Source organism: Paraburkholderia adhaesiva (assembly GCF_021390575.1).
Classification (GTDB): Bacteria; Pseudomonadota; Gammaproteobacteria; order Burkholderiales; family Burkholderiaceae; genus Paraburkholderia; species Paraburkholderia adhaesiva.
The window spans coordinates 821944-846854 of the sequence record NZ_JAJEJQ010000001.1 but is presented as its reverse complement, the minus strand read 5'-3'; the positions used below and the strand labels follow the sequence as shown (position 1 = coordinate 846854).

Below are 24911 nucleotides of genomic sequence, written 5' to 3'. Positions count from 1 at the left end.
GGTTCCTTCTGGGTCAGCAAGCACCATCTACGCGCCACAAATCGGCAAAGAGTTTCACCCCACACGAAACACACCCCTACCGCCCACCAATCCGGTCAAACCTCCGCGTATAAGAAACATCAGCGCCATTAAACGTTCCGCCATACGCCGACACCGACCAGTACCGCGAGAGATTGACAGTCGCCTTGACCGCGTTCTGTGCCGACTGCAACCCCTGCTCGAATCCAATCACGAGCCACTCGTTGATCACCTTCGCGATCATCACGACCTGCGGATCGGTAAGCCCCACCTCGCTGCGCCCAATCGAAAATTCGTCGAGCCCCACCGACTGCGCGATACGCTTGCCGCTCGCACTGCCAAGTAGCGCAAGCGCCGTCGTCATCGCGCTCTGCTGCCCGAGGTTATTACCCTGATCGGTACCGTGGCCAAACAGCAGCCACGAAAGCTTTTCGTTGTCGGGCACCGTGGGCTCGGAGATGAGCTTCACAACGGGCGACTGGATCGTGCCCGTCACCTGCACGCCCGCCTCGACCTGCTGGTTGCGCCGCATCGCGAGGATGTTGATGCCCGGGTTCGCAACCGGCCCGTTGAACGTGAAGAAGCCGTTTTCGATGGCGATCTTGCGGCCGAATGCCGTGTACGTAGAGCCTTCCGTCACTCGCACGTTGCCCACGGCGCGCAGCGGCACGCTGGGTTCGCTCATCGCCGTGATCATGCCCGCGAGACCCAGATCCGCGCCCCGGCCGCGGAAACGGAAGTTGTGGCCAAGGTCGATGCCGATGTTCGCGCTTGGCGCGAAACGCGACGCCGGCCTCGTCCCAGCCTTCTCCGCCGCTACGTCCAGCGGCGGCGGGCCGCCGCGTGTCGTGCCGTCCGGACGCACGATCACCACGTCGTCGCTCAGTTCGGGAGCGGGCGATTCGGGCATATCGAACAGCGCGTGATCGACGGTGAACTTGCCGTTGATCTGCAGGCCGCCGGCCTGCCCCTGGTTCGCGATGCTTGCGCTGCCTGAGAGCGACATCTGCCGGTCGGGTGAAGCGAACAGTTCGAGCTTGTCGGCGACGATGCTCGCCGTGAGATCGGGTTCGTTGTTGTCGAGCCGCACGCGCCCCGTGGCGCGCAGCGTGCCGCTCGCACCACGAAACTCCACCTGCTGGAAGTCGACGAGGTTGTGCGAGAGCAGCACGCGGACCACACCGTCCTTGAGCTGGAGCCCCTGGTCGACGAGCGTCGCGGAAATGCCGTCACCGACGAGCGACCCCGACACGGCCGGCTGCGCGACCGTACCGTTCAGCACGAGCTGCAGCGCGATGTGTCCATCGAGCAGATAGCCCGGGCCGAACAACCCGCCCGTGGTCATGAGCGACGGCACGTTCGCCACGATCGTGCCGCCGAGCGGCGACTCGTCCGCGATAGTGAGGACGCCGTCACGCGGCACGAGCGACGTGTACGTAGCGACGTCGAGCGTGCCTACGCGCATCGCCTTCGCGTGCGCGGTCACGTCGAGCCGGTTGCTGCCGCTGAATGCCGCGCGCGCGTTGATATCGCTGATGCCGAGCGAGGCGAGTCCGCGTCCGACCTCGACCGTGATGTCGCCCGAGCGGCGCCTGATCTGCACGTGGCCCGTGGCGCTCGGGCCGATCGAGAAGTCCCAGTCGCCGTCGAAGACGAGGTCGGTCTTGAGGTTCGACTGCACGCCGGTGAGTTGCTGACGCAGTTGCAGTACGCGGCCGAGCGACACACCGGTGAGTGCCCCCGCCGAACGGATGCGCCCGTTGTCGAGATCGAACGATTTCAGGTCGAGCGACGCGCCTTCGAGCGTAAGACGCGTTGCGCCGAGCGTCACCTTGCCAGCGCCTGCGCTCACTGCAAGCGGCGCTTCGAGTTCGATGGCCGGCGCGCCGCGATTCTGCAACTGCGTGACGGCGCCGGTCCAGCGCGTGCCGTCGTGCGTGTCCGAAAGCGCACCGTTTGCAGCGAGTTGAACGTCGACCGCCTGGCCGTGCACCTTGCCCTTCGCGCTTGCGGTGAGCGTGTGCTTCGCGCGCGTGCCCGAGAGCCGCGCGGTCAGCGTCGAGACCTCGACGCCCGCGACGGCGATTTCGCTGGCATCGGTGCTGAACGCGAGCGCGCCATTCGCGCCGGCGTGCAGTTCCGCGTGCCCTTGCGCATGACCGAGCCGGGTGTCGCCGAAGACGACGTGCTCGGCTTTGTACTCGAGCGCAACGTCGGGTTGCGCGAAGGTACCAGAGAGATCGCCGCTCGCCGCGACCTGCCCCGCGACGCCGAAGCCGAGCCGGTCGAGCTGCGGCGCGTCCACCGTGAAGCGCAGCCGGTCGCCCGGCGCGCCGAAGCTGCCTTGCAGCGCCACGTCGTTGCCCGCCACCGACAGATGCGCCTGGCTCGGCAGAATGCGCGAGCCAGCGAGCTGAACAATACCCTCGCCGGTGAGCGGCAGGTCGTCGTAGACGCTCGGACCGAGCCGGAATTGAGCCCTGGTCGTGAACGCGGGCGCGAGCGTGCCGCTCGCGTCGATCGTGCCGTTCACGCGCGCCTCGATACGGCGCGGCGCGGCGCGCGGTACCGGGGAAGACGTCGACGTGCCGTTTTGCGTCGTGTTGTGTGCGGTGTTCTGTGCGTCTGCCTGTGCGGGCGCTTGCGCAAGGCTCGGCGCATCGCTTCCAGCCGCGTGCACAGGCCGGTTGCGCGCGGCACCCTGGGCCGCTGTGGACGGCCTCGCTGCCGCGCGCGACGGCACCTGCGACGTAAGCGAGAGCGGATCGAAATCGGTCATCGCCGCCTTGAGCGTGTACGTGGAATTCGCGTCGTGCTTGATCGCGCCAGACAGGTCGATCCGCCCCGCGCCGGAGGTCACGCGCACGTCGCTCAACGAGAGTCGCGCAGGATCGAACGTGACCTTGCCCTGCGCGCGCAGGGCGGCCTGTGGATCGGCGAGATCGAGTGTGATGCTCTGCACGTCGCCGGCAAGATGCACCGTGATCGGGCCGGCCAGTTGGGTCGGGCGCACGCGCGCTTCGAACGCGTTCAGATCGAGCCGCGCCACCTTGAGGTCGAAGCGGCCGTTACGCCCGCTGATCGTCCCGCCGCCCGTCAGCGTGGCGTCCTTCACGAGCCGCACGTCGAGGTTTGCGAGCCGCTGCGTGTGGGCGTCGAGTACGACGTCCGTGCGCGCAGAGACGAGCGGCAGCAGATTCGCATCGATTGCACCCGGCTTCGCATTCACGATCGACACGTTGCCAGCGACCGTAAAACCGGCCGCGCGGTTATTCGCACTGGTGTGGGGAGCCGGCGCGTGCGTCGACGCCGCTCCCCCGGAATCCGCGCCGCCAGCCGTGCTGTCCACGGGCTTCAGATCGGCACGCACCGCGAGATCGGCAAACGGCGCACCGGGCGCGAAGGCCTGCGGATTGACGTGATCGAACGCGAGCGTCGCGCGCTCGAGCGGCACGGCCTCGAACGGTGCCGCCTCGATATGCGCACGTCCCGCGAGCTTCATGCCGGTCGCGTCGAGGTCGGCGGTCAGCGCCTCGAGCGTCCCGCCGATGCGCCCGTTGACCTGGACGTCCTCGTTGTTGACCTTTCCCGCATAGCCCAGTTCGCCCGAAAGCGGGAACGGCCGCACACCGTCGAGCTTCGCGCTGGCGCTAACCGCGCCAAACGGCGTATCGAGTTGCTCAACGGTGGCCGCGTGGTGCCGCCCGTCGCTGCGCGCGTGAAACGCGAAGCGGGAGAATTCGGTCGTCGACGCACCCTGGTGCAGCGTGAGCTTCGCCACTCGCAAGTCGCGAATGTCGAGCGCGAGCGGCAGTTGCAGGTCTTTCGGCAGCGTCATCGGCGTGGACGGCTCGGTGGACGGCACGATTCGCAGATCGACGTCGCCGATATGCAGATAGTCCACGACGAAATGCCACGGCCGGCTGGAGAGCGCCCACTTGCCGCTCGCGTGATCGACGGCGAAAGTCGTGCCGTCGGCGCCGCGCCAGCTCACGTTACGCAGTTGCAGACCCGTCGCGAGCGTGCCGCCATCGAGCGTGCCCGCGAGTTGCCCGCCGAGCACCTTCACCGCGGCGCGCCACACTAGCGCCGTGCCGCGTTCAGTGGTCACAGCGCCGTAAAGCAGCCCCACCGCGAGCGCGACGATCAGGACCGGCGCCGCCACCGCCCACACGAGCGAGTGCCAGATGCGGTGCGGGCGGCGCGGCGGCGGCGCGGGCGGCCCGTCGCCGCCGCCAGGATCAGCGGGAGGCGGCCCTTCGGGCGGAACACCGGCGCCAGGCGTTGGCGCGTCGAGCGCAGCCACAGCAGGCGCAAGCAAGCGGATGACGAAACGCGCACTCATGCGGCGGCCCTCCCGGCGGGCGGCGGCATCGAAATATAGCGAGACGTGGCGTGCGTCATCATCAGAAAGCGATCCCGAGCGTCAGATAGGGCCGCACGCTGTGCGTGCGAAAGCCATACGCCAGATCGAGATTGACAGGACCGACCGGGCTGCGCCAGCGTGCGCCGAAACCCGCGCCCGGATCGAAGACCTTTTCGCCCCAGGTGTCGGTTGCGGTACCGATGTCGAAGAATGTCGCAGCGCCCCAGTCGTGGCTGAACCAGTGCTGATATTCCGCCGTTCCCGTGACGAGATATTTGGTCGGCAAAATCGAACCGTCGACATCGTTACCGATGCTCTGGAAAGAGTAGCCGCGCACCGAATTCGAGCCGCCCGCGCGGAACAGCAGCGAGGCCGGGACGTCGCTCGAACTGGCCCCCGTGAACACGCCGCCGACTTCCGCACGAAACAGCATGAGATCGCTGCGGCCAATCGGCAGATATTGCTGGCCGCGCATGTAGCCGCGGATGAAGGTCGCGTCGGCGATCGCGCCCTTCACGGCGAAGCCGGCCTCCACGCGGATGATGTTGCCCGAGCGGGGGAATATCGGATCGTCGACGCTTCGGCGCGTCCACGACCACGACGGCACCAGCGCGCGGGCTATCGACGGCGGCGCAGCGTTCTGTTCGAGGCGGTCCTGGTAATAGAGCAGCGAGTACGCGATGTCGATGTTCTGCGCTGTGCGCGCTCGCTGCACGCCCCCGCGGAGGCTGAAGATCTTCGTATCGGACACATCGGTGGTCGTGTACGAGACGAGCGCGCTGTTGGTCCAGGCGCGCGGCCCCGGCGGCATTGAGAGCTGGATCTGACCGAACTGCTGGATCTGGTCGAGCCGGCCCTGCACCTGGAACGGCCAGGCGGCGCCGAAGGTGTCGAGATACGTGTAGGAGCCCTGCACATGCGGGCCGGTATCGGTCGAGTAACCGACGCTGCCACGGAAGTTGTTGTAGGGGAACTCGCTCACCTTGACATGCAGCGGCGTCTGCTGCGGCTTCTCGGGATTGTCGTCCACGGCGATCGCCACGCTCGCGAAATACGGCGTGTTCTGCATCTGGCGCTGCAGTTCCGTCACGCGACTGGCGTCGTAGTTCTCGCCTGGCGATATCGGATTGACGTTGGCCACGATGAACTCGGGATAACGCCGCATGCCCTGCACGTCGAGCTCGCCCATTGTGAAAGTCGGGCCGCTGTCGTAGGTCACCGAAAGCCGCGCATCGCGCTTCAGCGGATCGATGCGCGCCTCCGACTGCACGATCTTCGCACCGAGGTAGCGCCGCGACTGCAGCGCCTTGAGCGATCCGTTCTTGGCGTCGTCCCAGCCCGACTGCGTGAACGGGTCGCCGTCATGCAGCGAGAACGCGAACCGGGCGGCGTTCTCCTGGGTCTTGTCTTCGGTGAGCACGGGGCCCCGGAACGTGAGCGTCACCGACGAGATCGTCGTGCGAGGCCCAGGATCGACACTCACGCGCACGCGCCGCCTGCCTTCCACGATCTTCGAGTCGGTGCGTACGACCGGCGTGAAATAGCCGACGGTGGACGCGAGGTCGCGCACCTGCTGCGGCGTGGCCGTCACGAGGAACGCGTACTGGTCGTCGCTGATGTCGCTGCGCGTCGCGAAGCGCGCGATGTCGAGGTGCGTCTCCAGCAGCTTGCGCAACTCGCGCGGCGTGGCGTCGATCTCGACGTCGTAGTACGTGCGCGCGCGTGCCCACGGCAGCCAGCTGTCGGATGCGGCTTGCGCGGATGTCGCGGTGAACAGGCCCGCGACGAGCGCGACGGCAAGGCAAGCGGCAAAACCGGCTGCGGAACGTGCAGCGGAACGGGCTGCAACCCGGGCTGCGAAGCTGGCAGCAAACCGGGCGAAAAAGCAGACAGCAAGACGGGCGATGACCGCTTCCCGGCTGCGCCCGAGCGGCGCGCCATCCGCCGTGGTGGCGCGGCTGGCGCACGCCGACCGCGCCGTCCCCGAGGGGCGCCGCGACGCGCACGAAGCTTCGATCACCGATCCCGCCAAACAAAACCTCCGGCCTTCGTAGAACTGGCCGCCCGGTGCCGTGCCGCGCGCGATGGCAGCGCGTGGCGGGTTTGGGGCGCAAACGTGTTATTTCACCACATCGGCAGGCTCAAACCCAGGAACGACGCGCAAAGAGCGGCAATCGCCCGCTCGGGCCGACTGCTGCGACGCCAGCTCCGTCAGATGAAATCGTACGTACAGCGCCGTCTGTGTCCAGTCTACGTTCCGACCGTGCCCGGACTTCGCCCCGACCGCGCACCTCCCGTCCCGGATGTTCCGCAGCCGTCGCTTGCTGTAAAATTGCCGGCTACACGAACAGCGGCGGGCGCGCAGTAGTGCAGCCCGCCATTTTTTGACGGACGTCGGCCATGTATCAGTCGGACATCACGCAGTTCCTGAATCAGCTCAAGCAACAAAAGCCGCAACTCGAGGAGCAACAGCGCAAGGGCCGCTCGCTCCTGTGGGACAAGCAGCCTCTGGATCTCGACGAGCGCGAGCGCCAGCAGGCCTCGCGCGTCAAACAGACGTCCTACGCCTACTACCAGAACTTCTGATGGCCGAGGCCGACGGGGCCAGCGCGCACGAGGCGGGTCACGCCGCGAGCGCGCCGGCGCACAAAGCGGCGGACGAGGCGCTGACCGCGCCCGTAACCGACTCGACGCCCGACACGGTTGACGGCGTCGCGTTCGCGCGTCTATACGGCGAGCCGCTCTTCAAGCTTCCGCAGGATCTGTATATCCCGCCGGATGCGCTCGAAGTCTTTCTCGAGACCTTCGAAGGCCCCCTCGACCTGCTGCTCTACCTGATCCGCAAGCAGAATTTCAACGTCCTCGACATCCCGATGGCGGAGGTCACCACGCAGTACCTCGGCTACGTCGAGCAACTGCGCAAGACCAATCTGGAACTCGCGGCCGAATATCTGCTGATGGCCGCGATGCTCATCGAGATCAAATCGCGCATGCTGCTGCCGGTCAAGAAGGCCGACACGGGCGAAGAAGCCGAAGACCCGCGCGCCGAACTCGTGCGCCGCCTGCTCGAATACGAGCAGATGAAGCTCGCTGCACAACGCCTCGACCAGCTCCCGCAACTGGGCCGCGACTTCCTGCGCGCCGAGGTCTACATCGAGCAGAGCATCACGCCGCGCTTTCCCGACGTCGAGACGGTCGACCTGCGCGCCGCGTGGGCCGACGTCATCAAGCGCGCGAAGCTCGTGCAGCACCACAAGATCTCGCGCGAGGAGCTGTCGGTGCGCGAGCACATGAGCGTGATCCTGCGCAAGCTTCAGAACACGCGATTCATGGAGTTCTCGGAGCTGTTCGACGTCTCGCGCGGTGTGCCGGTCGTGGTCGTGAACTTCATCGCCATGCTGGAACTGTCGCGCGAATCGCTGATCGAGATTACCCAGGCCGAACCCTTCGCGCCGATCTACGTCAGGCTCGCCTACCTGCCAGCCTGAGCCGGTGGCGCGATGCCGCTGCATCTGGCGCGCGTGAGCGGCCTCTTCAGCAGACGCACCGTGACACCGGACGATGCCGCCCCGGGCCTCGGGCTCTGCGCGCCCCGCCATGACCCCGATTTTTCCGCTCCGGCCCGGCGTTTCGTCTTACGCCCGTGTGACCGAAGCGGCTGCGCTGCCCGGATAAATCCTCTACAATCGCCCGCGCCTGCCTTGCCGTCAGCGGCCGGGCGAGCGCCGCTCCGACCAGGCCAGCCGGACTCCTGGCGGGCTCCAGACGGCTCCCGAACCGGCCCGCCGCACCCGGCCGCCGGTGGCTGTAACCCAAGTCTTGCCCCGAGCGAGGCATAACGCACCCGATCATGAAAGTCATCAGCTCGATTCAGGAACTGCGCGACCAGTTGCGCGGCCAAAACCGCACCGCGTTCGTGCCGACCATGGGCAACCTTCACGAGGGCCATCTGTCGCTGATGCGGCTCGCGCGCCAGCACGGCGATCCGGTTGTGGCGAGCATCTTCGTCAACCGGCTCCAGTTCGGCCCGAACGAGGACTTCGACAAGTATCCGCGCACGCTCCAGGCCGACATCGACAAGCTGCAGAAGGAAAACGTCTACGTGCTGTTCGCGCCCACCGAGGCCGACATGTACCCGCAGCCCCAGGAATATCGCGTCCACCCGCCGCACAACCTCGGCGACATCCTCGAAGGCGAATTCCGCCCCGGTTTCTTCGAGGGCGTCTGCACGGTCGTGATGAAGCTGATGTCGTGCGTGCAGCCGCGCGTCGCCGTATTCGGCAAGAAGGATTACCAACAACTGATGATCATGCGCGGGATGTGCCAACAGCTCGCGATTCCGACCGAAATCATCGCCGCCGAAACCGTGCGCGACGCCGACGGCCTCGCGCTCAGTTCGCGCAACCGCTATTTGACGGAACTCGAGCGCGCGGAAGCGCCGCAACTGGCCGGCGTGCTGCGCGCGGTGCGCGAGTCGGTGCTGTCGGGCCGGCGCGACTTCCAGCAGATCGAACTCGACGCGATGGCGACCCTCGCCTCACGCGGCTGGAAGCCCGATTACATCGCGATCCGCAAGCGCGCGAACCTGCTGCCGCCGGCCCCAGGCGTAGCAAGCGACGCGGAGGCCCCGCTCGTCGTGCTGGCCGCCGCGAAAATCGGCGCGACGCGCCTGATCGACAACCTCGAAATCTGACCCGGCCGCCGCACCTGACTGCGGCCGTGTGTACCCTGTTTTGACACCTGCTTTACGGGCGGCAGCCTCGCCACCCCTGGCCTGACCTGCGGCGGGCCGCACGCCCGCTCGCGAGAGGAGAAGTCTCATGCAACGCCACATGCTCAAGTCGAAGATCCACCGCGCCGTCGTCACGCACTGCGAACTGCACTACGAAGGTTCGTGCGCGATCGACGAAAACCTGCTCGAAGCGGCGAACATCGTCGAAAACGAGCGCATCGACATCTGGAACGTCAACAACGGCGAACGTTTCTCGACCTACGCGATCAAGGGCGAGCGTGGCAGCGGCATGATTTCGCTGAACGGTTCGGCCGCGCGCCGCGCGCAACTGGGCGACCTCGTGATCATCGCGGCCTTCGCGAACGTGGACGAGGAAGAGCTCAAGGCGGGCTGGAAGCCGGATCTGGTCTTCGTCGACGGAAACAACCGCATCAAGGGCAGCCGCGACCACGTGCCGACCCAGAACTGGACCTGAAGTCCGGCTGCGGGCAGCGGGCGTCCTGCCTCGGCCGCCCGCGCCTGGCAGGCGCTTTCAAGCGCGCCGCCTGGCTCCTGGCAGGCGGTGCGCCGTTAAGGCGGCGCGCACTGCACCTCGAGCACTCACCTGCCGGTCATTTCCCATTGACCCAGGCAAGGATCGACTGCCACTGCTCCAGATCCTTCTCCACGCGGCTCTTCGCGACGTCCCACAGCGTGAGCCCGTGCGCCGCCAGCTGCACGTAGTTCTGCGTGTCGCGCAGATAACCGAGCACCGGCAGATTCAGCCCCTCGACAAAACGCTGCAACTGGTCTGCCGAGCGTGTGCGCGCGTCCACCCGCATACCCACGACACCGACCTCGATCGCCCCCTTGCGGACCGACTTTTCCTTCGCGAGCCGGTCGAGGAAGTCCTGGGTGGCGAGGATGTCGAACATCGACGGCTGCAGCGGCACAATCACCTTGTCCGCCAGTTCGACGATCGTGGCGAGCCGGTTGCCGTGCAGGCCGGCGGGCGTGTCGATGACCGCATGCTCGAGCCCCTTGGGCGGCTTTTGCGGGTTGTCCAGGTCGACGTTCCAGCTTTCGATGGCTGGCAGCGTCTCGGGCCGCAGGTCGAGCCACGAATGCGCGGACTGCTGCCGGTCGAGGTCGGCGAGCGCCACCCACTCGCCCTGCGCGGCAAAAAAGCCCGCCAGATTGGTGGACAGCGTGCTCTTGCCGACGCCGCCCTTGGGATTCGCCACCACGATTACCGTCATGAATACTCCCGTCAGGATGGCTGGCGCGCGGGCCAGCCGGATTGCCGATGTGTATGCCAGATGCATCTGTGTGCGTCTGTGACGCGACGCGGGCCGCTTGCCGCGGCGTTCAGGCGGATCGCCCGCGCGCCGGAATGGCACCGCGCGCGCACTCAACCGCCCGATAATATCGGCAAATCCGTCGCCGCCGAAGCCCTGGACGTACGGCCACCATCATTGCCCCCCATTTTCCACGGAACATTCGACCATGAGCAAGCTGCGTACCGACTTCACGATCGACGCCCTGCGCGAGCGCCAGCGCGGGCGTCTGCCGGATCTGCTGGGCTTTCGCGCGACGGCACTCGAAGAGGGCATGCTGCGCGCCGAACTCGACGTGCGCGACGATCTGCTCGCGCCGAACGGCTTCCTCCACGCGGCGACCGTGGTCGGGCTCGCGGACACGGCTTGCGGCTACGCGTGCCTTGCGCACCTGCCGCCGGGCGCAAAAAGCTTCACGACGATCGAACTGAAGAGCAACTTTCTCGGCACCGCGCTCGAAGGCACGATCACGGCGGTCGCGACAGGCGTCCATCTGGGTCGCAGCACGCAGGTCTGGGACGCGACGGTGAGCGGACCCGACGGCAAGACCATCGCGCTCTTTCGCTGCACGCAGATGGTGCTCTACTGACCCGCGCAGCCGCGCCAGTACACGCCGGTACAATCACGCGATGATTTCGCGCGACCTCACCTTCATCGTCGGCGGCGCACGCTCGGGCAAGAGCGCGCACGCCGAGCGCCTCGCCCTCGAAAGCGGCCTGCCGGTCACCTATATCGCAACGGCGCGCATCGCGGATGACGAATTCGCCGCGCGCGTCGCGCATCATCGTGCGCGGCGACCCGCGCACTGGGCGCTCGTCGAGGCGCCGCTCGATCTTGCGGGCGCGCTTGACAGCGCCGCCGTTACAGGCCGATGCGTGCTGATCGACTGCCTGACGCTCTGGCTCGCCAACCTGCTCTGCCCGCCCGACTCCGAAGCCCCGCTGCCGGACTGGTCCGCGCACCTAAACGCCTTTGCCGCCGCCTGCGAGCGCGCGCAAGGCACGGTGCTGATCGTGAGCAACGAGATCGGCATGGGCGTGGTGCCGCTCGGCGCGGCCACGCGTCTCTACGTCGACGAACTCGGCCGGCTGAACCAGCGCATTGCCGCCCTCGCGGACCGCGCGACACTCGTCGCCGCCGGCCTGCCGCTCACGCTCAAAGCACCGTGAGGCCGCGCGGACCCGTCAGCCGCGTCGCGATGAGGCGCATTCTCGCCGGCGTGGTGCTAGCGCTTGGTACACGCGCCGCGTTGGCGTCGGTCAGCGTGGTCGACGACGCCGGCAACACCATCACGCTCCCCGCGCCCGCACAGCGCGTGATCAGCCTCGCACCGCATGTCACCGAACTGATCTACGCGGCAGGCGGAGGTGCCAGGCTCGTCGGCGCGGTGAGCTACAGCGACTACCCCGGCGCGGCGAAGCGTGTGCCGCGCGTCGGCGATAGCCTCGCGCTCGACCTCGAACGCATCGCCGCGCTCAAACCGGACCTGATCGTCGTCTGGCAGCACGGCAACGCCGACCAGCAGATCGACCGCCTGCGCGCCCTGCACATTCCCCTGTTCTTCAGCGAACCGCGGCGACTCGACGACATCGCGACTTCGCTCACACGCCTCGGCGTGCTGCTCGACACGTCACCGGCCGCGCAGGCCGCAGCCCTGGCCTTTCGCCGCGACATCGCTCAATTGCGCGCGCGTTACGCGAACCGCACGCCGGTCAGCGTTTTCTACCAGGTTTGGAATCAGCCGCTGATGACCCTCAACGGCGAGCACATGGTTAGCGACGTAATCGGGCTGTGCGGCGGGCGCAACGTATTCGCGGCCTTAAAGCCGCTCGTGCCGACCGTTTCGACTGAAGCGGTGCTCGCGGCGAACCCCGACGCGATCGTGACATCGTCGCAAGGTGCGACCGCGCCCGAGCGTCCGCTGCCCACGCTCGAAAGCTGGCGCAAGTGGCCTGCGTTATCGGCCGTCAAGCACGGCAACCTCTTCTCCATCGATGGCGATTTGCTCACGCGTCCCGCGCCGCGCATCGCGCGAGGCGCGGCGCAACTGTGCGAGGATCTGGATCAGGCTCGCAAGCGGGATGCGAGCGCGCCAAATTGATTCGGCATCCGAATCGAATGACTAGACGTTCCAGCGAACTAGCTGCCACTGCCCGCTAGGCGCATCACGCCGCATCCAGACGAGCGCGGCCATTTCGAGCGGCCAGCGCACGCAGCGCGACAACGGCAGTTCCAGCGCGCGAGCCGCGATCGACCGGATCACGCCAGCGTGCGTCACCACCCAGGTTGTCTCTCCGGAGCCCCTGGCGGGCACATCATCGAACCACGCGCCGACGCGCGCATCGAACTGTGCAACGCTTTCGCCGCCGTGCGCGCGTGCATGCTCGAAATCGGCGGCCCAGGCGTCGATCTGTGCGCGCTCGATGGCATCCCAACGCTGCATCTCCCACGCGCCGAAATCCATCTCCGCGAGCCGGGGATCGACGCACGGCGCGAGGCCGTGCGCCAACGCAAGCGCATTGGCGACGCGCTCGCACCGCGTAAGCGGACTCGATTCGATCCGCAGTGGCACAGGGGCATCGAGCGCCGCGAGCCGCCGCGCGAGGCACGTTGCTTCGTGCGCTGCGTCGCCTGCGAGCGGCACGTCACTGCTGCCGTAGCAAACGCCCGTTTCGACGGCCACGGCCGGATGCCGGATCAGAACGAGATCCACGCGAGCCCCACGAGATAGATCGCCAGTTCGAACACCTGTTGCGCGAAGCCGAGGCAGTCGCCGGTATAGCCGCCGATGCGCTTCACGAAATAACGCCCGAGCGCGTAGCGCAGTACGACAAGTGCAACGAGCGTAGCGATGCCCGCGCGCCAGTCGGGCCACGCGGGCCAGAAGAGCCACGGCAGCCCGAACGCAAACGCACACAGCAACGCAGCGAAGCTCATGCGCTGCGCAACGGGCTTCGCCTTGCCTTCAGCGCGAACGTAGTCGAGCGAAACGAGATAGCTGATTGCACACGCACGGCTTGCGGCGTGCCCGGCGATCATGAGCATCGCAGCGCGCATGGGCGGCAACGATGCGAGCACTTGCCACTTCAACGCGAGCGCAACGACGAGCCCGATCGCCCCGAACGCGCCGATCCGCGAATCGTGCATGATGCGCAGCACGTCCTCGCGCACGTAGCCGCCGCCGAACGCATCAAAGCAATCGGCGAGTCCGTCCTCGTGGAAGGCGCCGGTCGCAAGAAGCGTTGCCACCATCGACAGTAGCACGGCAACACCGGGCGGAAAGACGTGCAGCGCCGCGAGATACACGAGCGCGGCGAACGCGCCGAGCAGCGCGCCCACGAGCGGAAAATAGCGCGCCGCCGCGTTGAGCCACTCGGGTTCGAACCCGACCCAGCGCGGCACCGGCACGCGCGTGAAGTAACCCAGCGCCGTGAAGAAGTAGCGCAATTCGGCAAGCGGATTCATCGCTCATGCCTCATGCGCGCGCGGCCTCGCGCAAACATCACGCGCCACCGTCGTCGCGGTCCGTCACGCCCGCCGACTCGAAGCTCGCCATCTCATTGAGGAACGCGCACGCCGCTCGCAGAAGCGGCACGGCGAGCGCCGCGCCCGTGCCTTCGCCGAGCCGCAAGTCGAGTGCAAGCAGTTCGCGCGCACCGAAGTGGTCGAGCATGCGCCGATGCCCCGCCTCGTTCGACGCATGCGCGAACACGCAGTAATCGCGCACGTTCGGCGCGAGCGCATCGGCAACCAGCAGTGCCGACGTGGCAATGAAGCCATCGACGAGAATCGCCATATTCGAGCGCGCCGCTTCGAGATACGCGCCGGTCATCATCGCGATCTCGAAGCCGCCGAACGTCGCGAGCACGTCGAGCGGCTCGCGCGCGTCCGCGTGATGCGCGAGCGCCGCTGCGAGCACGTTGCGCTTCTTCGCGAGGCCGTCGTCGTCGAGACCGGTGCCACGCCCGACGCATTCGTCGATGGGCACGCCGCACAAGCGGCTCATCAGGCACGCAGCAGCCGACGTATTCGCAATCCCCATCTCGCCGAAGCCGATCACGTTCGTGCCAAGCGCCGCGTGATGGCGCACGCGCGCCGCGCCCGCTTCGAGCGCGGCGATGGCCTCGTCACGCGTCATCGCCGGCTCATGCGCGAAGTTGCGTGTGCCGCGCGCGATGGGCACTTCGACGAGTGAGGGCGATGGAGGCAACGGGGTGGCAACGCCCGCATTGACAATCTCGAGCGTCAGGCCCGCGACGCCGCTGAACGCGTTGATCGCCGCGCCGCCCGCGAGAAAGTTCGCGACCATCTGCACGGTCACGGCTTGCGGATACGGGCTCACGCCTTCGTTCGCAATGCCGTGATCGCCCGCGAAAATGATCATCACGGGGCGTGTGACGGTCGGGCTCGTCGTACGCTGGATCATGCCGAGCTGGCGCGCGAGCGTCTCGATGCGCCCAAGACTCCCCGGAGGTTTGGTCCGGGTGTCGATCTTGTGCTGCAGCTCGTCGCGCAGCGATGGATCTAGCGGCTCGATGTCGAGCAGATGGGAAAGATTCGGCGTCATGTTCGTTTCAGAGGATTCAAGGTCATACGGGCGCGACGTTCATGCATCGCCGCCGGGCGACTGCACTGACCCGCGCGAAAGCGCGGGCACAAGCGCCTCGTGAGGGCCGTCGCGGATCAGCACAAGCGGATGTCCGAACGCATCGCTTGCGCGCGCGGGCGTCAATACCTCGCGCACCGGCCCTGCGTGGAAGCCACCGCGACCATCGAGCAACAGCGCGTGCGTTGCGTAGCGCCGCGCCAGATTGAGATCGTGACAGGAAAAAACGATGGTGCGAGCGTCGATGCTCACCCAGCGGACAAGCGCCTCAAGGCAGGCGATCTGGTGATGCAGGTCGAGGTGCGAAAGCGGTTCGTCGAGCAGTAGAAGCGGCGCGTCCTGGCACAGCACGGCGGCGAGCGCGACGCGCTGCCGTTCGCCACCGGACAACGAAAGCACGTCGCGCGCGGCCAGCGCTTCGAGTCCGAGCACCGCGAGCGCGTCGTGCGCGGCCACGCGATCCTCGTCGCGCTCCCACCCCCAGCCCGCGAGATGCGGATAGCGGTTGAGCAACACGATGTCGAGCACGCTCGCACTGAACGCGTCATGCGCGTCCTGGGGCATGAGCGCGCGACGCTGCGCGAGCCGGACGGGCGCCCAATCTTCGAGCGCGCGGCCGTCGATCTCGACGCGGCCCGCTGCGCTCGCGCGCAGTCCGGCCAGCGCACCGATCAGCGTGGTCTTGCCCGCACCGTTCGCCCCCGCGACACACCAGATTTCGCCGACACCGAAGGGCAGCGTGAGGGACTCGACGAGCGTGCGTGTCCCGGCCCGCAAAGTCAGCGCGTGGGCCGCAAGGGGCGGCTCACCGGGGGTCTTCGAGGTCGTCGGGGTCCTCTGGTTCATCGCGTGCGCCGGTGAAGCAGCATCCACAGGAACACGGGCACGCCCGCGAGCGCAGTCACGACACCGACCGGCAACTGCGCGGGCGCGGCCACGGTGCGCGCGACGAGATCGGCGCCCATCACGGCGACACCGCCCGCGAGTGCGGCGGCGGGCAGCAACATGCGCTGATCGTTGCCGAATGCGAGCCGCAGCATGTGCGGCACGACGAGGCCGACGAAGCCGATGGTGCCGCCCGTCGTGACCGCGGCGGCCGCTGCGATCGAAGCGGCGAAATAGACACGCGAGCGCAGGCGCAGCACCGGCACGCCGAGCGCCTGTGCGGCTGCATCGCCGCGCAGAAGCACATTCAGTTGCGGCGCGACCGGCACGATGGCCACCAGCACGAGCACAAGCGCGCCGAGCGCCGCCCACGGCATCCCCGCGCCGTCGAGGTCGCCGGTGAGCCAGAACAGCATGCCGCGCAGTTGTGCATCGGGGGCGAGCGTCAAAAGCAGCGTGATCACTGCGCCCCACCCCGCCGCCGTCACGGCACCGGTAAGCAGAAGACGTGGCGAGCTGTCCTGCGGCTCACCGCGCCACAACTCGCGGCGCGCGAGGCCGAGCACGATCAGGATCGAAGCAAATGCCCCGACGCAAGCGCTCGCCTGCACACCCCAAAACGCGACGCCCGACATCATCGCGACGAGCGCGAACACCGCTGCGCCGCCCGACACGCCGAGCACATACGGCTCTGCGAGCGGATTGCGCAGCAGCACCTGCAAGAGCGCTCCGGCGATCGCGAGCAATGCGCCGCACACGAAACCACCGAGCGCGCGCGGCAGGCGCAGCGTGCGAACGATTTCGGCGGCCATGTCGGCGCCGGAGTGCGAAGGCGACAACGCGCTGAACACATCGGCCAGCGTCACCGGCACGCTACCCGCAACAAGCGACATGACGAACACGACGAGCGCCGCGAGCGCCAGCGCGAGCCAGATGGTTCCCGCGCGGCGCGCGCTCATCGACGGTCTGAGCGTGCGCTCGCGCGCGGCGGGGATGTTATCGCGTTGGGCGGATCGCATCGTGCGGGTCGGACGGGTACGTTGTGAAATTCGAAAGAGTCAGAACGGTGCGCGGCGAAGTACTGCGACTTCGCGATGTTATAACGCGACGGGAAATTAGAGATGCCATCGCCGGGTTCGCGCGAATGGGGTTACTGTGTTTGGCACTACATCGGGCAAAACGCGTGACCCCACTGCCGAGGCGCGTGCAATGCATTCGTACGACACGCTCGAACACGAACGATGCGCACGCATCGTTTTGAGACTGCATGCCCTGGCCATACGCGCTCGCTGGAAGCGGCGCGCTGCGAGCGCATCGGACGCGCACAGCGTGCCTGTGGCAACTCCACGACGACAAAGCACGTCGCAATAACGCATCGCACGTAATTGCGACGGCGAGCGTCTAACACGTGACGGTGACCTTCCGGCAGCGATCCTGCACGTGCTCCACTCACAGCAATGCTGCGTCGTGAAGCGCAGCGCCATCACATCGCCGGCGCCTCGCGCTGCGCCCCGTATCCGGACTGGCGACGACACGATCCACCTGCGCACACGTACCACCAACGGCGACGGATACACACGCGAACCGCGTGAACTGGAATCGGGCTGCGTGAGCGCGTCATGTAGAAGACTCGCGCCGCCACGACTGCGCTGCAACACATAGCGCAGGACCGGCCGAACTTCGCTCACTGTTTCCCGCTCTACAGCACAGCTGATGGCACAGTTCAGGCACCCTCACCAAGGGTGCGGCAAGTGTAGGAGGGGCCCGCATGCACGTCAAGGAACGCCCCCGCGCCCTGCTCGCTTTAAGGCGCAAACGTTGGCAAAATGCGTTCCTGCTGCGCCAGCTCGCTGCCGTTATCAGCAAGAAGCAGGGATGTTACGACTGGAAACGACACAATTATCGGAAAACGCGGTAATCCGCGCTAGAATGCCTGTCTTTAGAGGACGCAGCACATGCTCAACGAACTCGAAACACTCTCACAGAATATTGGGCGGCTGATCGAGATCAATCAGCGCCAACACGAAGCACGCCTCGCACTCGAAGCGCAACTTGCACAGTCGCAGGCGCAGTGCGATGCGGCTCGCGCCGAACTCGAGCAGGTGCGCGAAGAGCGCAACGCGCTGCAAGCGGAACGCGACGCGCTGACCGCGAAAATCGACGACGCGCAAGTGCGCCTGAACGCGATTCTCGAAAAGCTGCCGCGCGCACGTGCGCACGGTGAAGCGGACAGCCAGCTCGATCTGCTTGAACAGTCGCCGGGCAACGACGACAGCAACGCGGCCCGCCACGGAGAAAATGCATGACCACCAAGCAGATCGAAGCGACGATTCTCGGACAGACCTATCGCCTCGCCTGTTCGCCGGAAACTGAAGGCGCGCTGCTCGAAGCCGTCGCACGCGTGGATGCGGAAATGTCTAAAATCCGCACACATAGCAGCGTGCGCGGCACTGATCGAATCGCGGTGATGGCTGCACTCTCGCTCGCGTCGGAACTGCTGCGTCTGCAGGCGAGTGTGCGACACGGCGAAGCATTCCCAGCCGAAGAAATCCGTCGTACAATGCGCTCAATGAATGAACAACTCGGCGCGGTCATCCAGCAGCATTCAGCAGCAGGTGGCGCGCAGTAACAAGTGCTCAAGCACTTCACGAGTTGCAGCAATAACACGTTTTAAAAGGTTTAGTTAGCTTCCCTGCCTGGTTCGCCAAGGTCATATATTCCTTGAACCAATGCCATGTGCACGGTTGCGGAAATTTGTAGCACGGGCGTGAACGTCACTCTGTCTGATGTACCCGAAGTGCTGCTTACTGCGACCAATTCTGAACCCTCGGTTCAGGATGCCGGCCTAGCGGCTAAGGCGGGGACCAATTCGAACGGCATCGGACTTGTGTCCGGTGCCGTTTTTCTTTGTAGCGCCCGTTGTAGCATCGCCTCATCGTTCCACGCTTTTTCGTTCCATCTGGCCGTCCCCAAACGCCCGCGCGCTGAGAATCGCGCTCACGTCCCCCGCTCTCTTTCGATCTGACCTCCGACTCATGCGCTACTGGCTGATGAAGTCCGAACCCGACGAAGCAAGCATCGACGACCTCGCTCACGCACCGCATCGCACGCTGCCCTGGACGGGTGTGCGTAACTATCAGGCGCGCAACTTCATGCGCGACACGATGAGCATCGGCGACGGCGTGCTCTTCTATCACTCGAGTTGTGCCGAGCCCGGCATTGCGGGGCTCGCCCACGTCTCGTCGACGGCCTATCCCGATCCCACGCAATTCGATCCGAAGAGCCCTTACTACGACGCAAAATCGACGCAAGAGAATCCTCGCTGGATGCTCGTCGATGTCGTGTTCGAAAAGAAGTGCGCGCTGATTCCGCTCGCAGCGTTGCGCGACCACGAAGCACTTGCAGATATGCGCGTGCTGGCGAAAGGCAATCGACTTTCGATCACACCCGTGACCGAAGCCGAATGGGCGTTCATCACCAACCATCTGATGTGATGCCCGCTTGGCGACGGCACTGCGTGCACCTTCGCACTCGGTAGTTTTAAAAAGCCTTACATTGACGGGAACTGTGCGCGCGCCGCACCCGACTAACGCTCACGCAGATGACACGTGGGAACGCATGCCGCACGAGCATGTGCGAGACACACGCATGCACTCGCCTTCGTGCGGCCATTTCTGCACGCGTGGCTACCGCGAAATCCGTTTAGCAAGGAGTCGACAATGAAGAGCAATACTGCCGCGGCGCTTGCACCCGTCCTTGCCGCCGCCCTCGCCGTGGCCGCACCTCTTGGGCTGACGCTCGCGCCTCGCGCCGCGCTCGCCCAGAGCGACGCGCGCTTCCAGCCTGCTGGCGTGCTGTCGCTTTCCGCGCAGGCGAGCGCGGAAGTACCGCAGGACGTCGTGACGATCACGCTGTTCTTCGAGCAGGAAGCCAACGATCCCACGTCCCTCGCCGCCACGCTCAATCAACGCGCCGATGCCGCATTGCAGAAAGCACGCGGCGTGTCCGGCGTCACCGCGCGGTCGGGTCAGTTCTCGATCTTTCCGTCCACCGATCGTGACGGCCGCATCTCGGCGTGGCGTGGCCGCACGGAAGTGGTGCTCGAATCGCACGACTTCGCTGCCGCCGCGAAGCTCGCGGGCGACATCTCTCCTGGCATGCAGGTCGGCAACGTGCAGTTCTCGCTCTCGCCCGAGGCGCAACGCGCCGCCGAGCAAAAGCTCTCGGGCCAGGCCATCGCGTCGTTCCGCGAACAGGCCATGTCCGCTGCGCGCGCCTTCGGCTACAGCAGCTACACGATCCGCGATGTGAACGTGGGCCACGGGTTCAACCAGCCTCGCCCGGTCATGATGATGAGCGCACGCGCGATGTCCTCCGACGCGAAAATGGCGCAGCCGATACCGCTCGAAGCCGGCACGTCGACCGTGACCGTCAACGTTTCGGGGTCCGTGCAGATGAAGTGACGTGAAGCGAAGCGACGCTAAGCAACACGCGACGCACGAGCGCCGCGCACAACAAAAAGCCCCGCATTTTGCGAGGCTTTTTCGTGGACTCGACGATGCGATGAAGTTCGTTCAGCTCTTCGCGCCGACCGCCTGCGCTCCGTTGCGACCCGCGCGCCGGTACGACCAGACGAGCACGCACACACCCACGATGACCATCGGCAGCGAAAGCCACTGGCCCATCGACAGCCCGAGTGCGAGCAAGCCGAGAAAGTCGTCGGGCTCGCGCGCAAACTCGACGGTGAAGCGCGCGAGGCCATAGCCGATCAGGAACACCGCCGATATGGCGCCCACTGGCCGCTCCTTACGCGAGAAGAAAATCAGCAGCAGGAATAGCGCAAGCCCTTCGAGCGCGATCTCGTAGAGTTGCGACGGATGCCGCGGCAGCAGGTGATATTGCGCGAAGACGTCGCCGAGGTGCCATTGCGCCGCCTGTTGCGGATGCGCGGCAAGCCAGGCGGCATCCTCGTTGGCGGCGCTCGGGAACAGCATCGCCGACGGCGCGTCGGGCGACGTCACGCGGCCCCACAGTTCGCCGTTGATGAAGTTGCCGAGACGTCCGGCGGCGAGACCCGTCGGCACCATCGGCGCGACGAAGTCGGTCACCTGCAGCCACGTGCGGCCGCGCTGCCACGCGAACAGAATCATCGCGAAGGTCACACCGAGAAAGCCGCCGTGGAACGACATGCCGCCTTCCCACACCTTGAAGATGTCGAGCGGATGCGCGAAATACCAGCTCGCCTTGTAGAACAGCACATAGCCGAGGCGCCCGCCAAGGATCGTGCCGAGCACGCCATAAAACAGCATGTCGTCGATGTCCTTCGCGGTCCAGCCTTGCGCCGCGACGTACGGCAGCCGCAGACGCAGGCGGCCGATCACGATGGCAAGAATGAAACCGACGAGATACATCAGGCCGTACCAGCGCACGGCAAGCGGCCCCAGATGAATGGCGATGGGGTCGAAGTTCGGGTGGATGAGCATCGTGAGGATCAGTTCTTGTCGACGAAGGGTGTCATCAGGGTTGCGGATCGTGTTGCGCGCGTCGAAGGGTCCAGACGCAGTTGCGGCGCGATGCGGTTCGCAGCGCCAGCATTATCGCCGAGTCGGGACGTCGCGCGCGATTTCGAATGATGAAACACCGCGTGCCCGCCATTCAGCCCGGCGCATCGGGCGTCGACGCATGGGCGCGGACGATCTCGATGAAGGCCGCCAGCACCGGGCTCACCTCCGCCGAACGCCAGACGAGCCCTGTTTCGATGGCGGGCACCGCTTCCGCGAGCGGGCGATAGACCACGCCCGTGCGCCGCAGGTGACGCAGCGATTGCGGCACGAGCGCGACACCCATGCCCGCCGAGACGAGGCTCACGATCGTCTGCATCTGGATCGCCTCCTGCCCCACGCGCGGCACGAGTCCCGCCGCGCCGTAGCAGTCCATGATGATGTCATAAAAGCCTGGTGCCAGATGGCGCGGGAAGACGATGAGCGGCGCGTCGGCGAGATCGCGCAGGCTCACCGGTGCTTCGCACCAGTCGTCATCCGAGGGGCCACCCGCGCGCGCCGCCAGCGCCTCCGGCATCGCAATCACCAGCGGCTCGCGCGCAATCGGCAGCCAGGACAGCTGTGCCGCGTGGCGCGGCGGCAAGGGTGCAATCACGAGGCCCGCGTCGATGCGCCCCGCCACCAGTTCCTCCACCTGCACGTCGCTCGTCGCTTCGACCAGTTGCAGCCGCACGCGCGGATAGCGCGCGCCGAAGTCGCGCAGCAGGAGCGGCAGGAGACCGTAGTCGGCGGTCGAGACGAAGGCAAGCGTCAGCACGCCCGCCTCGCCGCGCGCGAGGCTCTGCGCGAGCGGGCGCAGCGCCTGCGCCGACGCGAGGATGCGACGCACCTCGGGCAGCAGGTCAGCACCCACCGCCGTCAACTCGACCGAACGGCGCGTGCGCGCGAACAACTCGACGCCGAGCGTCTGTTCCAGCGCGCGGATCGCCTGCGAAAGCGGCGGTTGCGTCATCGAAAGGCGCGCGGCGGCGCGGCCGAAATGCTGCTCTTCGGCCACGGCCACGAAGTAGCGCAGTTGGCGCAGATCTGGAATCGTCGAGTCCATGGGTGCCATGCGCAATCATATGCGAAGTGATATGTTTTCCGACCTTGAGAGACGGGAATAATATACTGGACATTGTGCTCGCGAAATCGCATGCTTTCGCGAGCATGCCGGCGCGCGCAATAAAGCACACAAGCAAAGAACACAAGAAAAAGCCCTGGCCCAGCATCCGGTACACATCCCACTGGAGCTTCCCCATGTCGTATAACCGTCGTTCGAAGAACATCACGCAAGGCGTCGCCCGCTCGCCGAACCGTTCGATGTATTACGCACTCGGCTACGAAAAGGCCGACTTCGACAAGCCGATGATCGGCATCGCCAACGGTCACTCCACGATCACGCCCTGCAACGCGGGCCTGCAGCGCCTGGCCGACGCGGCCGTCGCGGCCATCAGGGGCGCCGACGCGAACCCGCAAACCTTCGGCACGCCGACGATTTCGGACGGCATGTCGATGGGTACCGAAGGCATGAAGTATTCGCTCGTGTCGCGCGAAGTGATCGCCGACTGTATCGAGACCTGCGTGCAAGGTCAGTGGATGGACGGCGTGGTCGTGATCGGCGGCTGCGACAAGAACATGCCGGGTGGCATGATCGCGCTCGCGCGCATCAACGTGCCGGGCATCTACGTGTATGGCGGCACAATCCGCCCGGGCAACTGGAAGGGCAAGGATCTGACGATCGTGTCGGCTTTCGAGGCCGTCGGCGAATTCACGGCCGGCCGCATGTCCGAAGCGGATTTCGAAGGGATCGAGAAGAACGCGTGCCCGTCCACGGGTTCGTGCGGCGGCATGTACACCGCGAACACGATGAGCTCGTCGTTCGAAGCGCTCGGCATGTCGTTGCTTTACTCGTCGACGATGGCCAACCCCGACGAGGAAAAGGTCGACTCGGCGGCCGAATCGGCGCGCGTGCTGGTCGAAGCAGTCAGGAAGGACCTCAAGCCGCGCGACATCATCACGAAAAAGTCGATCGAGAACGCCGTGGCGCTCATCATGGCGACGGGCGGCTCGACCAACGCCGTGCTGCACTATCTTGCGATTGCACGCGCCGCGGAAATCGACTGGACCATCGACGACTTCGAGCGCATGCGCAAGAAAGTGCCGGTGCTCTGCGACCTGAAGCCGTCTGGCCAGTACGTCGCGACCGACCTGCACAAGGCCGGCGGCATTCCGCAAGTGCTCAAGCTCCTGCTCGACGGGGGCCTGTTGCACGGCGACTGCATGACCATTACGGGCAGGACCATCGCCGAGGAACTGAAGGATGTCCCATCGGTGCCGCGCGCCGATCAAAAGGTCATCTTCCCGCTGAACAAAGCGCTATACAGGGAAGGCCACCTCGCGATCCTCAGGGGCAACCTTGCGACCGAAGGTGCCGTCGCCAAAATCACGGGCCTGAAGAACCCGGTCATCACAGGCCCGGCGCGCGTGTTCGACGACGAGCAAAGCGCGATGGAAGCGATTCTCGCGGACAGGATCGAGGCCGGCGACGTCGTCGTGCTGCGCTACCTCGGTCCGAAGGGCGGCCCGGGCATGCCGGAAATGCTCGCGCCGACTTCGGCGATCATCGGCAAGGGTCTCGGCGAATCCGTGGGCCTCGTCACCGATGGCCGATTCTCTGGCGGTACGTGGGGCATGGTGGTCGGCCACGTCGCGCCAGAAGCGTTCGAGGGCGGCACGATCGCGCTCGTGCAGGAAGGCGATTCGATCACCATCGATGCGCACAAGCTGCTGCTGCAACTCAACATCGACGACACGGAACTCGCTCGCCGCCGTGCCGCGTGGAAGCAGCCTGCCCCACGCTACACGCGCGGTGTGCTTGCGAAGTACGCGGCGCTCGCGCGCCCGGCAAACGAGGGCGCGGTGACGGGCTAGGCGTCCGGGCAATCGCAGCGCGGATGCGGCCGCTCGCGAGACGACCGTCAACGAACAAGGGCGCACGCGAAAGCCGTGCGTCCTTTGCTTTTATAATGCGACCACACAATAGTCGGCGCTCACGTCGGCGGAGACCAGCATGAACCTGAAGTCGCTAGTGAAAAAGACAACAGCCACGCTCACCGCCGCGCTCCCGCTGGCTTTCGCAGCAGGGACTGCCGTTGCGCAGAATCCCACGGCGGGCCAGTCCGGCCTCGCGCTCGCGCAGCAGAAGAATTGCATGAGCTGCCATTCGGTGACCCGCACGTTGATGGGACCGTCGCTGCGGGACGTGGCGTCGAAATACGCGTCGAAGCCCGACGCGCAAACGTATCTCGCCCACAAAATCCAGGACGGCAGCAGCGGCGCATGGGGTACCGTGCCGATGCCCGCGAACACACAGCTAAGCCCAGGTCAGGCGGCCACGCTCGCGGGCTGGATACTCACGCTCAAATAAACGATAAGTTGTGCGGCA

General features: G+C 66.1%; 23 protein-coding genes and 1 other RNA gene. 14 read left to right on the top strand and 10 right to left on the bottom strand.

The genetic code is table 11. The features are described from left to right. Window positions 1-76: 76 nt before the first annotated feature. Together L0U80_RS03710 and L0U80_RS03705 are read right to left on the bottom strand one after the other, a co-directional pair. Window positions 77-4363, bottom strand: a complete 4287-nt coding sequence (locus tag L0U80_RS03710) for a translocation/assembly module TamB domain-containing protein (RefSeq protein ID WP_233862590.1) — start codon at window positions 4361-4363, stop codon at window positions 77-79. A 61-nt stretch (window positions 4364-4424) separates the two neighbouring features. Continuing rightward, window positions 4425-6290 carry an autotransporter assembly complex protein TamA gene (locus L0U80_RS03705; protein ID WP_373322178.1) on the bottom strand — a complete coding sequence of 622 codons (1866 nt, stop codon included), beginning with the start codon at window positions 6288-6290 and terminating at the stop codon, window positions 4425-4427. A gap of 494 nt (window positions 6291-6784) precedes the next feature. Here L0U80_RS03705 and L0U80_RS03700 point away from each other — a divergent pair, with 494 nt between their 5' ends. The 4 genes from L0U80_RS03700 to panD all read left to right on the top strand — a co-directional run bounded on the left by L0U80_RS03700 (window position 6785) and on the right by panD (window position 9591). Beyond that, entirely contained in the window at window positions 6785-6970 is a 186-nt protein-coding gene (locus L0U80_RS03700) for a DUF3460 family protein (RefSeq protein WP_233862588.1), read from the top strand. Continuing rightward, window positions 6970-7872 carry a segregation and condensation protein A gene (locus L0U80_RS03695; RefSeq protein WP_233862587.1) on the top strand — a complete coding sequence of 301 codons (903 nt, stop codon included), beginning with the start codon at window positions 6970-6972 and terminating at the stop codon, window positions 7870-7872. Before L0U80_RS03700 ends, L0U80_RS03695 begins: the two co-directional genes overlap by 1 nt. Window positions 7873-8234: 362 nt before the next feature. Then, complete coding sequence (gene panC / locus L0U80_RS03690) at window positions 8235-9077, top strand: pantoate--beta-alanine ligase (protein WP_233862586.1); 843 nt, start codon at window positions 8235-8237, stop codon at window positions 9075-9077. 127 nt (window positions 9078-9204) lie between these two features. Continuing rightward, window positions 9205-9591: an aspartate 1-decarboxylase gene (gene panD, locus L0U80_RS03685; RefSeq protein ID WP_233862585.1), complete on the top strand. Its 387-nt coding sequence runs from the start codon at window positions 9205-9207 to the stop codon at window positions 9589-9591. 136 nt (window positions 9592-9727) lie between these two features. Here panD and L0U80_RS03680 read toward each other — a convergent pair whose 3' ends face one another. Then, window positions 9728-10354: a nucleotide-binding protein gene (locus tag L0U80_RS03680; protein WP_233862584.1), complete on the bottom strand. Its 627-nt coding sequence runs from the start codon at window positions 10352-10354 to the stop codon at window positions 9728-9730. A 247-nt stretch (window positions 10355-10601) separates the two neighbouring features. Between L0U80_RS03680 and L0U80_RS03675 the strand changes: the two genes are divergently transcribed. Genes L0U80_RS03675 through L0U80_RS03665 form a run of 3 tightly spaced genes read left to right on the top strand, consistent with a single transcriptional unit; the run spans window position 10602 to window position 12533 of the window. Beyond that, window positions 10602-11021, top strand: a complete 420-nt coding sequence (locus tag L0U80_RS03675; RefSeq protein WP_233862583.1) for a PaaI family thioesterase — start codon at window positions 10602-10604, stop codon at window positions 11019-11021. A gap of 40 nt (window positions 11022-11061) precedes the next feature. Further along, window positions 11062-11601, top strand: coding sequence for a bifunctional adenosylcobinamide kinase/adenosylcobinamide-phosphate guanylyltransferase (gene cobU / locus L0U80_RS03670; protein WP_233862582.1), 540 nt, complete (start codon window positions 11062-11064; stop codon window positions 11599-11601). Between the two features lie 29 nt (window positions 11602-11630). Then, window positions 11631-12533, top strand: a complete 903-nt coding sequence (locus L0U80_RS03665) for a cobalamin-binding protein (protein WP_233862581.1) — start codon at window positions 11631-11633, stop codon at window positions 12531-12533. Window positions 12534-12554: 21 nt separating this feature from the next. Here L0U80_RS03665 and cobC read toward each other — a convergent pair whose 3' ends face one another. From cobC to L0U80_RS03640, 5 genes are read right to left on the bottom strand one after another with little or no spacing between them, the layout of a single operon-like run. Further along, window positions 12555-13145 carry an alpha-ribazole phosphatase gene (gene cobC / locus L0U80_RS03660; protein WP_233862579.1) on the bottom strand — a complete coding sequence of 197 codons (591 nt, stop codon included), beginning with the start codon at window positions 13143-13145 and terminating at the stop codon, window positions 12555-12557. Further along, complete coding sequence (locus tag L0U80_RS03655; protein ID WP_233862578.1) at window positions 13130-13897, bottom strand: adenosylcobinamide-GDP ribazoletransferase; 768 nt, start codon at window positions 13895-13897, stop codon at window positions 13130-13132. The genes cobC and L0U80_RS03655 overlap by 16 nt, the downstream gene beginning before the upstream one ends. Before the next feature lie 37 nt (window positions 13898-13934). Further along, the gene (gene cobT / locus L0U80_RS03650) at window positions 13935-14999 is read right to left on the bottom strand and encodes a nicotinate-nucleotide--dimethylbenzimidazole phosphoribosyltransferase (RefSeq protein ID WP_233862576.1); all 1065 of its coding nucleotides are present in this window, start codon (window positions 14997-14999) and stop codon (window positions 13935-13937) included. Window positions 15000-15038: 39 nt separating this feature from the next. Further along, a complete protein-coding gene (locus L0U80_RS03645; RefSeq protein WP_233862575.1) occupies window positions 15039-15884 on the bottom strand; it encodes an ABC transporter ATP-binding protein in 846 nt (281 codons plus the stop codon). Continuing rightward, window positions 15881-16942, bottom strand: coding sequence for a FecCD family ABC transporter permease (locus L0U80_RS03640; protein ID WP_233862574.1), 1062 nt, complete (start codon window positions 16940-16942; stop codon window positions 15881-15883). The genes L0U80_RS03645 and L0U80_RS03640 overlap by 4 nt, the downstream gene beginning before the upstream one ends. A gap of 936 nt (window positions 16943-17878) precedes the next feature. Here L0U80_RS03640 and L0U80_RS03635 point away from each other — a divergent pair. The 5 genes from L0U80_RS03635 (at window position 17879) to L0U80_RS03615 (ending at window position 20386) form a co-directional block, all read left to right on the top strand. Continuing rightward, a complete protein-coding gene (locus tag L0U80_RS03635; protein WP_233862573.1) occupies window positions 17879-18229 on the top strand; it encodes an ATPase in 351 nt (116 codons plus the stop codon). Next, window positions 18226-18552, top strand: coding sequence for a cell division protein ZapA (locus tag L0U80_RS03630; RefSeq protein WP_233862572.1), 327 nt, complete (start codon window positions 18226-18228; stop codon window positions 18550-18552). Before L0U80_RS03635 ends, L0U80_RS03630 begins: the two co-directional genes overlap by 4 nt. Window positions 18553-18609: 57 nt before the next feature. Beyond that, window positions 18610-18791, top strand: a non-coding RNA gene (ssrS, locus tag L0U80_RS03625) — 6S RNA. A gap of 167 nt (window positions 18792-18958) precedes the next feature. Further along, complete coding sequence (locus L0U80_RS03620; RefSeq protein WP_233862571.1) at window positions 18959-19417, top strand: EVE domain-containing protein; 459 nt, start codon at window positions 18959-18961, stop codon at window positions 19415-19417. 225 nt (window positions 19418-19642) lie between these two features. After that, window positions 19643-20386 carry an SIMPL domain-containing protein gene (locus L0U80_RS03615; RefSeq protein WP_233862570.1) on the top strand — a complete coding sequence of 248 codons (744 nt, stop codon included), beginning with the start codon at window positions 19643-19645 and terminating at the stop codon, window positions 20384-20386. A 111-nt stretch (window positions 20387-20497) separates the two neighbouring features. Here the strand turns inward: L0U80_RS03615 and lgt are convergent, their stop codons facing one another. Together lgt and L0U80_RS03605 are read right to left on the bottom strand one after the other, a co-directional pair. Then, on the bottom strand, window positions 20498-21406 hold the full coding sequence (gene lgt / locus L0U80_RS03610; RefSeq protein ID WP_233862569.1) for a prolipoprotein diacylglyceryl transferase: 909 nt from the start codon (window positions 21404-21406) through the stop codon (window positions 20498-20500). Between the two features lie 172 nt (window positions 21407-21578). Next, on the bottom strand, window positions 21579-22529 hold the full coding sequence (locus L0U80_RS03605) for a LysR family transcriptional regulator (RefSeq protein WP_233865633.1): 951 nt from the start codon (window positions 22527-22529) through the stop codon (window positions 21579-21581). Window positions 22530-22723: 194 nt separating this feature from the next. On the opposite strand from L0U80_RS03605, the gene ilvD reads away from it, so the two are divergent. Together ilvD and L0U80_RS03595 are read left to right on the top strand one after the other, a co-directional pair. Then, window positions 22724-24397 (top strand): dihydroxy-acid dehydratase, encoded by a 1674-nt coding sequence (gene ilvD / locus L0U80_RS03600; RefSeq protein ID WP_233862568.1) that lies wholly within the window; start codon window positions 22724-22726, stop codon window positions 24395-24397. 139 nt (window positions 24398-24536) lie between these two features. Next, window positions 24537-24893 carry a c-type cytochrome gene (locus L0U80_RS03595; RefSeq protein WP_233862566.1) on the top strand — a complete coding sequence of 119 codons (357 nt, stop codon included), beginning with the start codon at window positions 24537-24539 and terminating at the stop codon, window positions 24891-24893. Window positions 24894-24911: the final 18 nt, after the last annotated feature.

Coding starts and splice junctions, on each gene's coding strand:
- panD (WP_233862585.1), top strand. CDS start 9,205: ATGCAACGCCACATGCTCAAGTCGAAGATCCACCGCGCCGTCGTCACG.
- L0U80_RS03615 (WP_233862570.1), top strand. CDS start 19,643: ATGAAGAGCAATACTGCCGCGGCGCTTGCACCCGTCCTTGCCGCCGCC.
- L0U80_RS03605 (WP_233865633.1), bottom strand. CDS start 22,529: ATGGACTCGACGATTCCAGATCTGCGCCAACTGCGCTACTTCGTGGCC.
- L0U80_RS03655 (WP_233862578.1), bottom strand. CDS start 13,897: ATGAATCCGCTTGCCGAATTGCGCTACTTCTTCACGGCGCTGGGTTAC.
- L0U80_RS03645 (WP_233862575.1), bottom strand. CDS start 15,884: ATGAACCAGAGGACCCCGACGACCTCGAAGACCCCCGGTGAGCCGCCC.
- L0U80_RS03700 (WP_233862588.1), top strand. CDS start 6,785: ATGTATCAGTCGGACATCACGCAGTTCCTGAATCAGCTCAAGCAACAA.
- L0U80_RS03695 (WP_233862587.1), top strand. CDS start 6,970: ATGGCCGAGGCCGACGGGGCCAGCGCGCACGAGGCGGGTCACGCCGCG.
- L0U80_RS03680 (WP_233862584.1), bottom strand. CDS start 10,354: ATGACGGTAATCGTGGTGGCGAATCCCAAGGGCGGCGTCGGCAAGAGC.
- L0U80_RS03630 (WP_233862572.1), top strand. CDS start 18,226: ATGACCACCAAGCAGATCGAAGCGACGATTCTCGGACAGACCTATCGC.
- panC (WP_233862586.1), top strand. CDS start 8,235: ATGAAAGTCATCAGCTCGATTCAGGAACTGCGCGACCAGTTGCGCGGC.
- lgt (WP_233862569.1), bottom strand. CDS start 21,406: ATGCTCATCCACCCGAACTTCGACCCCATCGCCATTCATCTGGGGCCG.
- L0U80_RS03635 (WP_233862573.1), top strand. CDS start 17,879: ATGCTCAACGAACTCGAAACACTCTCACAGAATATTGGGCGGCTGATC.
- L0U80_RS03620 (WP_233862571.1), top strand. CDS start 18,959: ATGCGCTACTGGCTGATGAAGTCCGAACCCGACGAAGCAAGCATCGAC.
- L0U80_RS03595 (WP_233862566.1), top strand. CDS start 24,537: ATGAACCTGAAGTCGCTAGTGAAAAAGACAACAGCCACGCTCACCGCC.
- ilvD (WP_233862568.1), top strand. CDS start 22,724: ATGTCGTATAACCGTCGTTCGAAGAACATCACGCAAGGCGTCGCCCGC.
- L0U80_RS03665 (WP_233862581.1), top strand. CDS start 11,631: ATGAGGCGCATTCTCGCCGGCGTGGTGCTAGCGCTTGGTACACGCGCC.
- L0U80_RS03710 (WP_233862590.1), bottom strand. CDS start 4,363: ATGAGTGCGCGTTTCGTCATCCGCTTGCTTGCGCCTGCTGTGGCTGCG.
- cobU (WP_233862582.1), top strand. CDS start 11,062: ATGATTTCGCGCGACCTCACCTTCATCGTCGGCGGCGCACGCTCGGGC.
- L0U80_RS03640 (WP_233862574.1), bottom strand. CDS start 16,942: ATGCGATCCGCCCAACGCGATAACATCCCCGCCGCGCGCGAGCGCACG.
- cobT (WP_233862576.1), bottom strand. CDS start 14,999: ATGACGCCGAATCTTTCCCATCTGCTCGACATCGAGCCGCTAGATCCA.
- L0U80_RS03675 (WP_233862583.1), top strand. CDS start 10,602: ATGAGCAAGCTGCGTACCGACTTCACGATCGACGCCCTGCGCGAGCGC.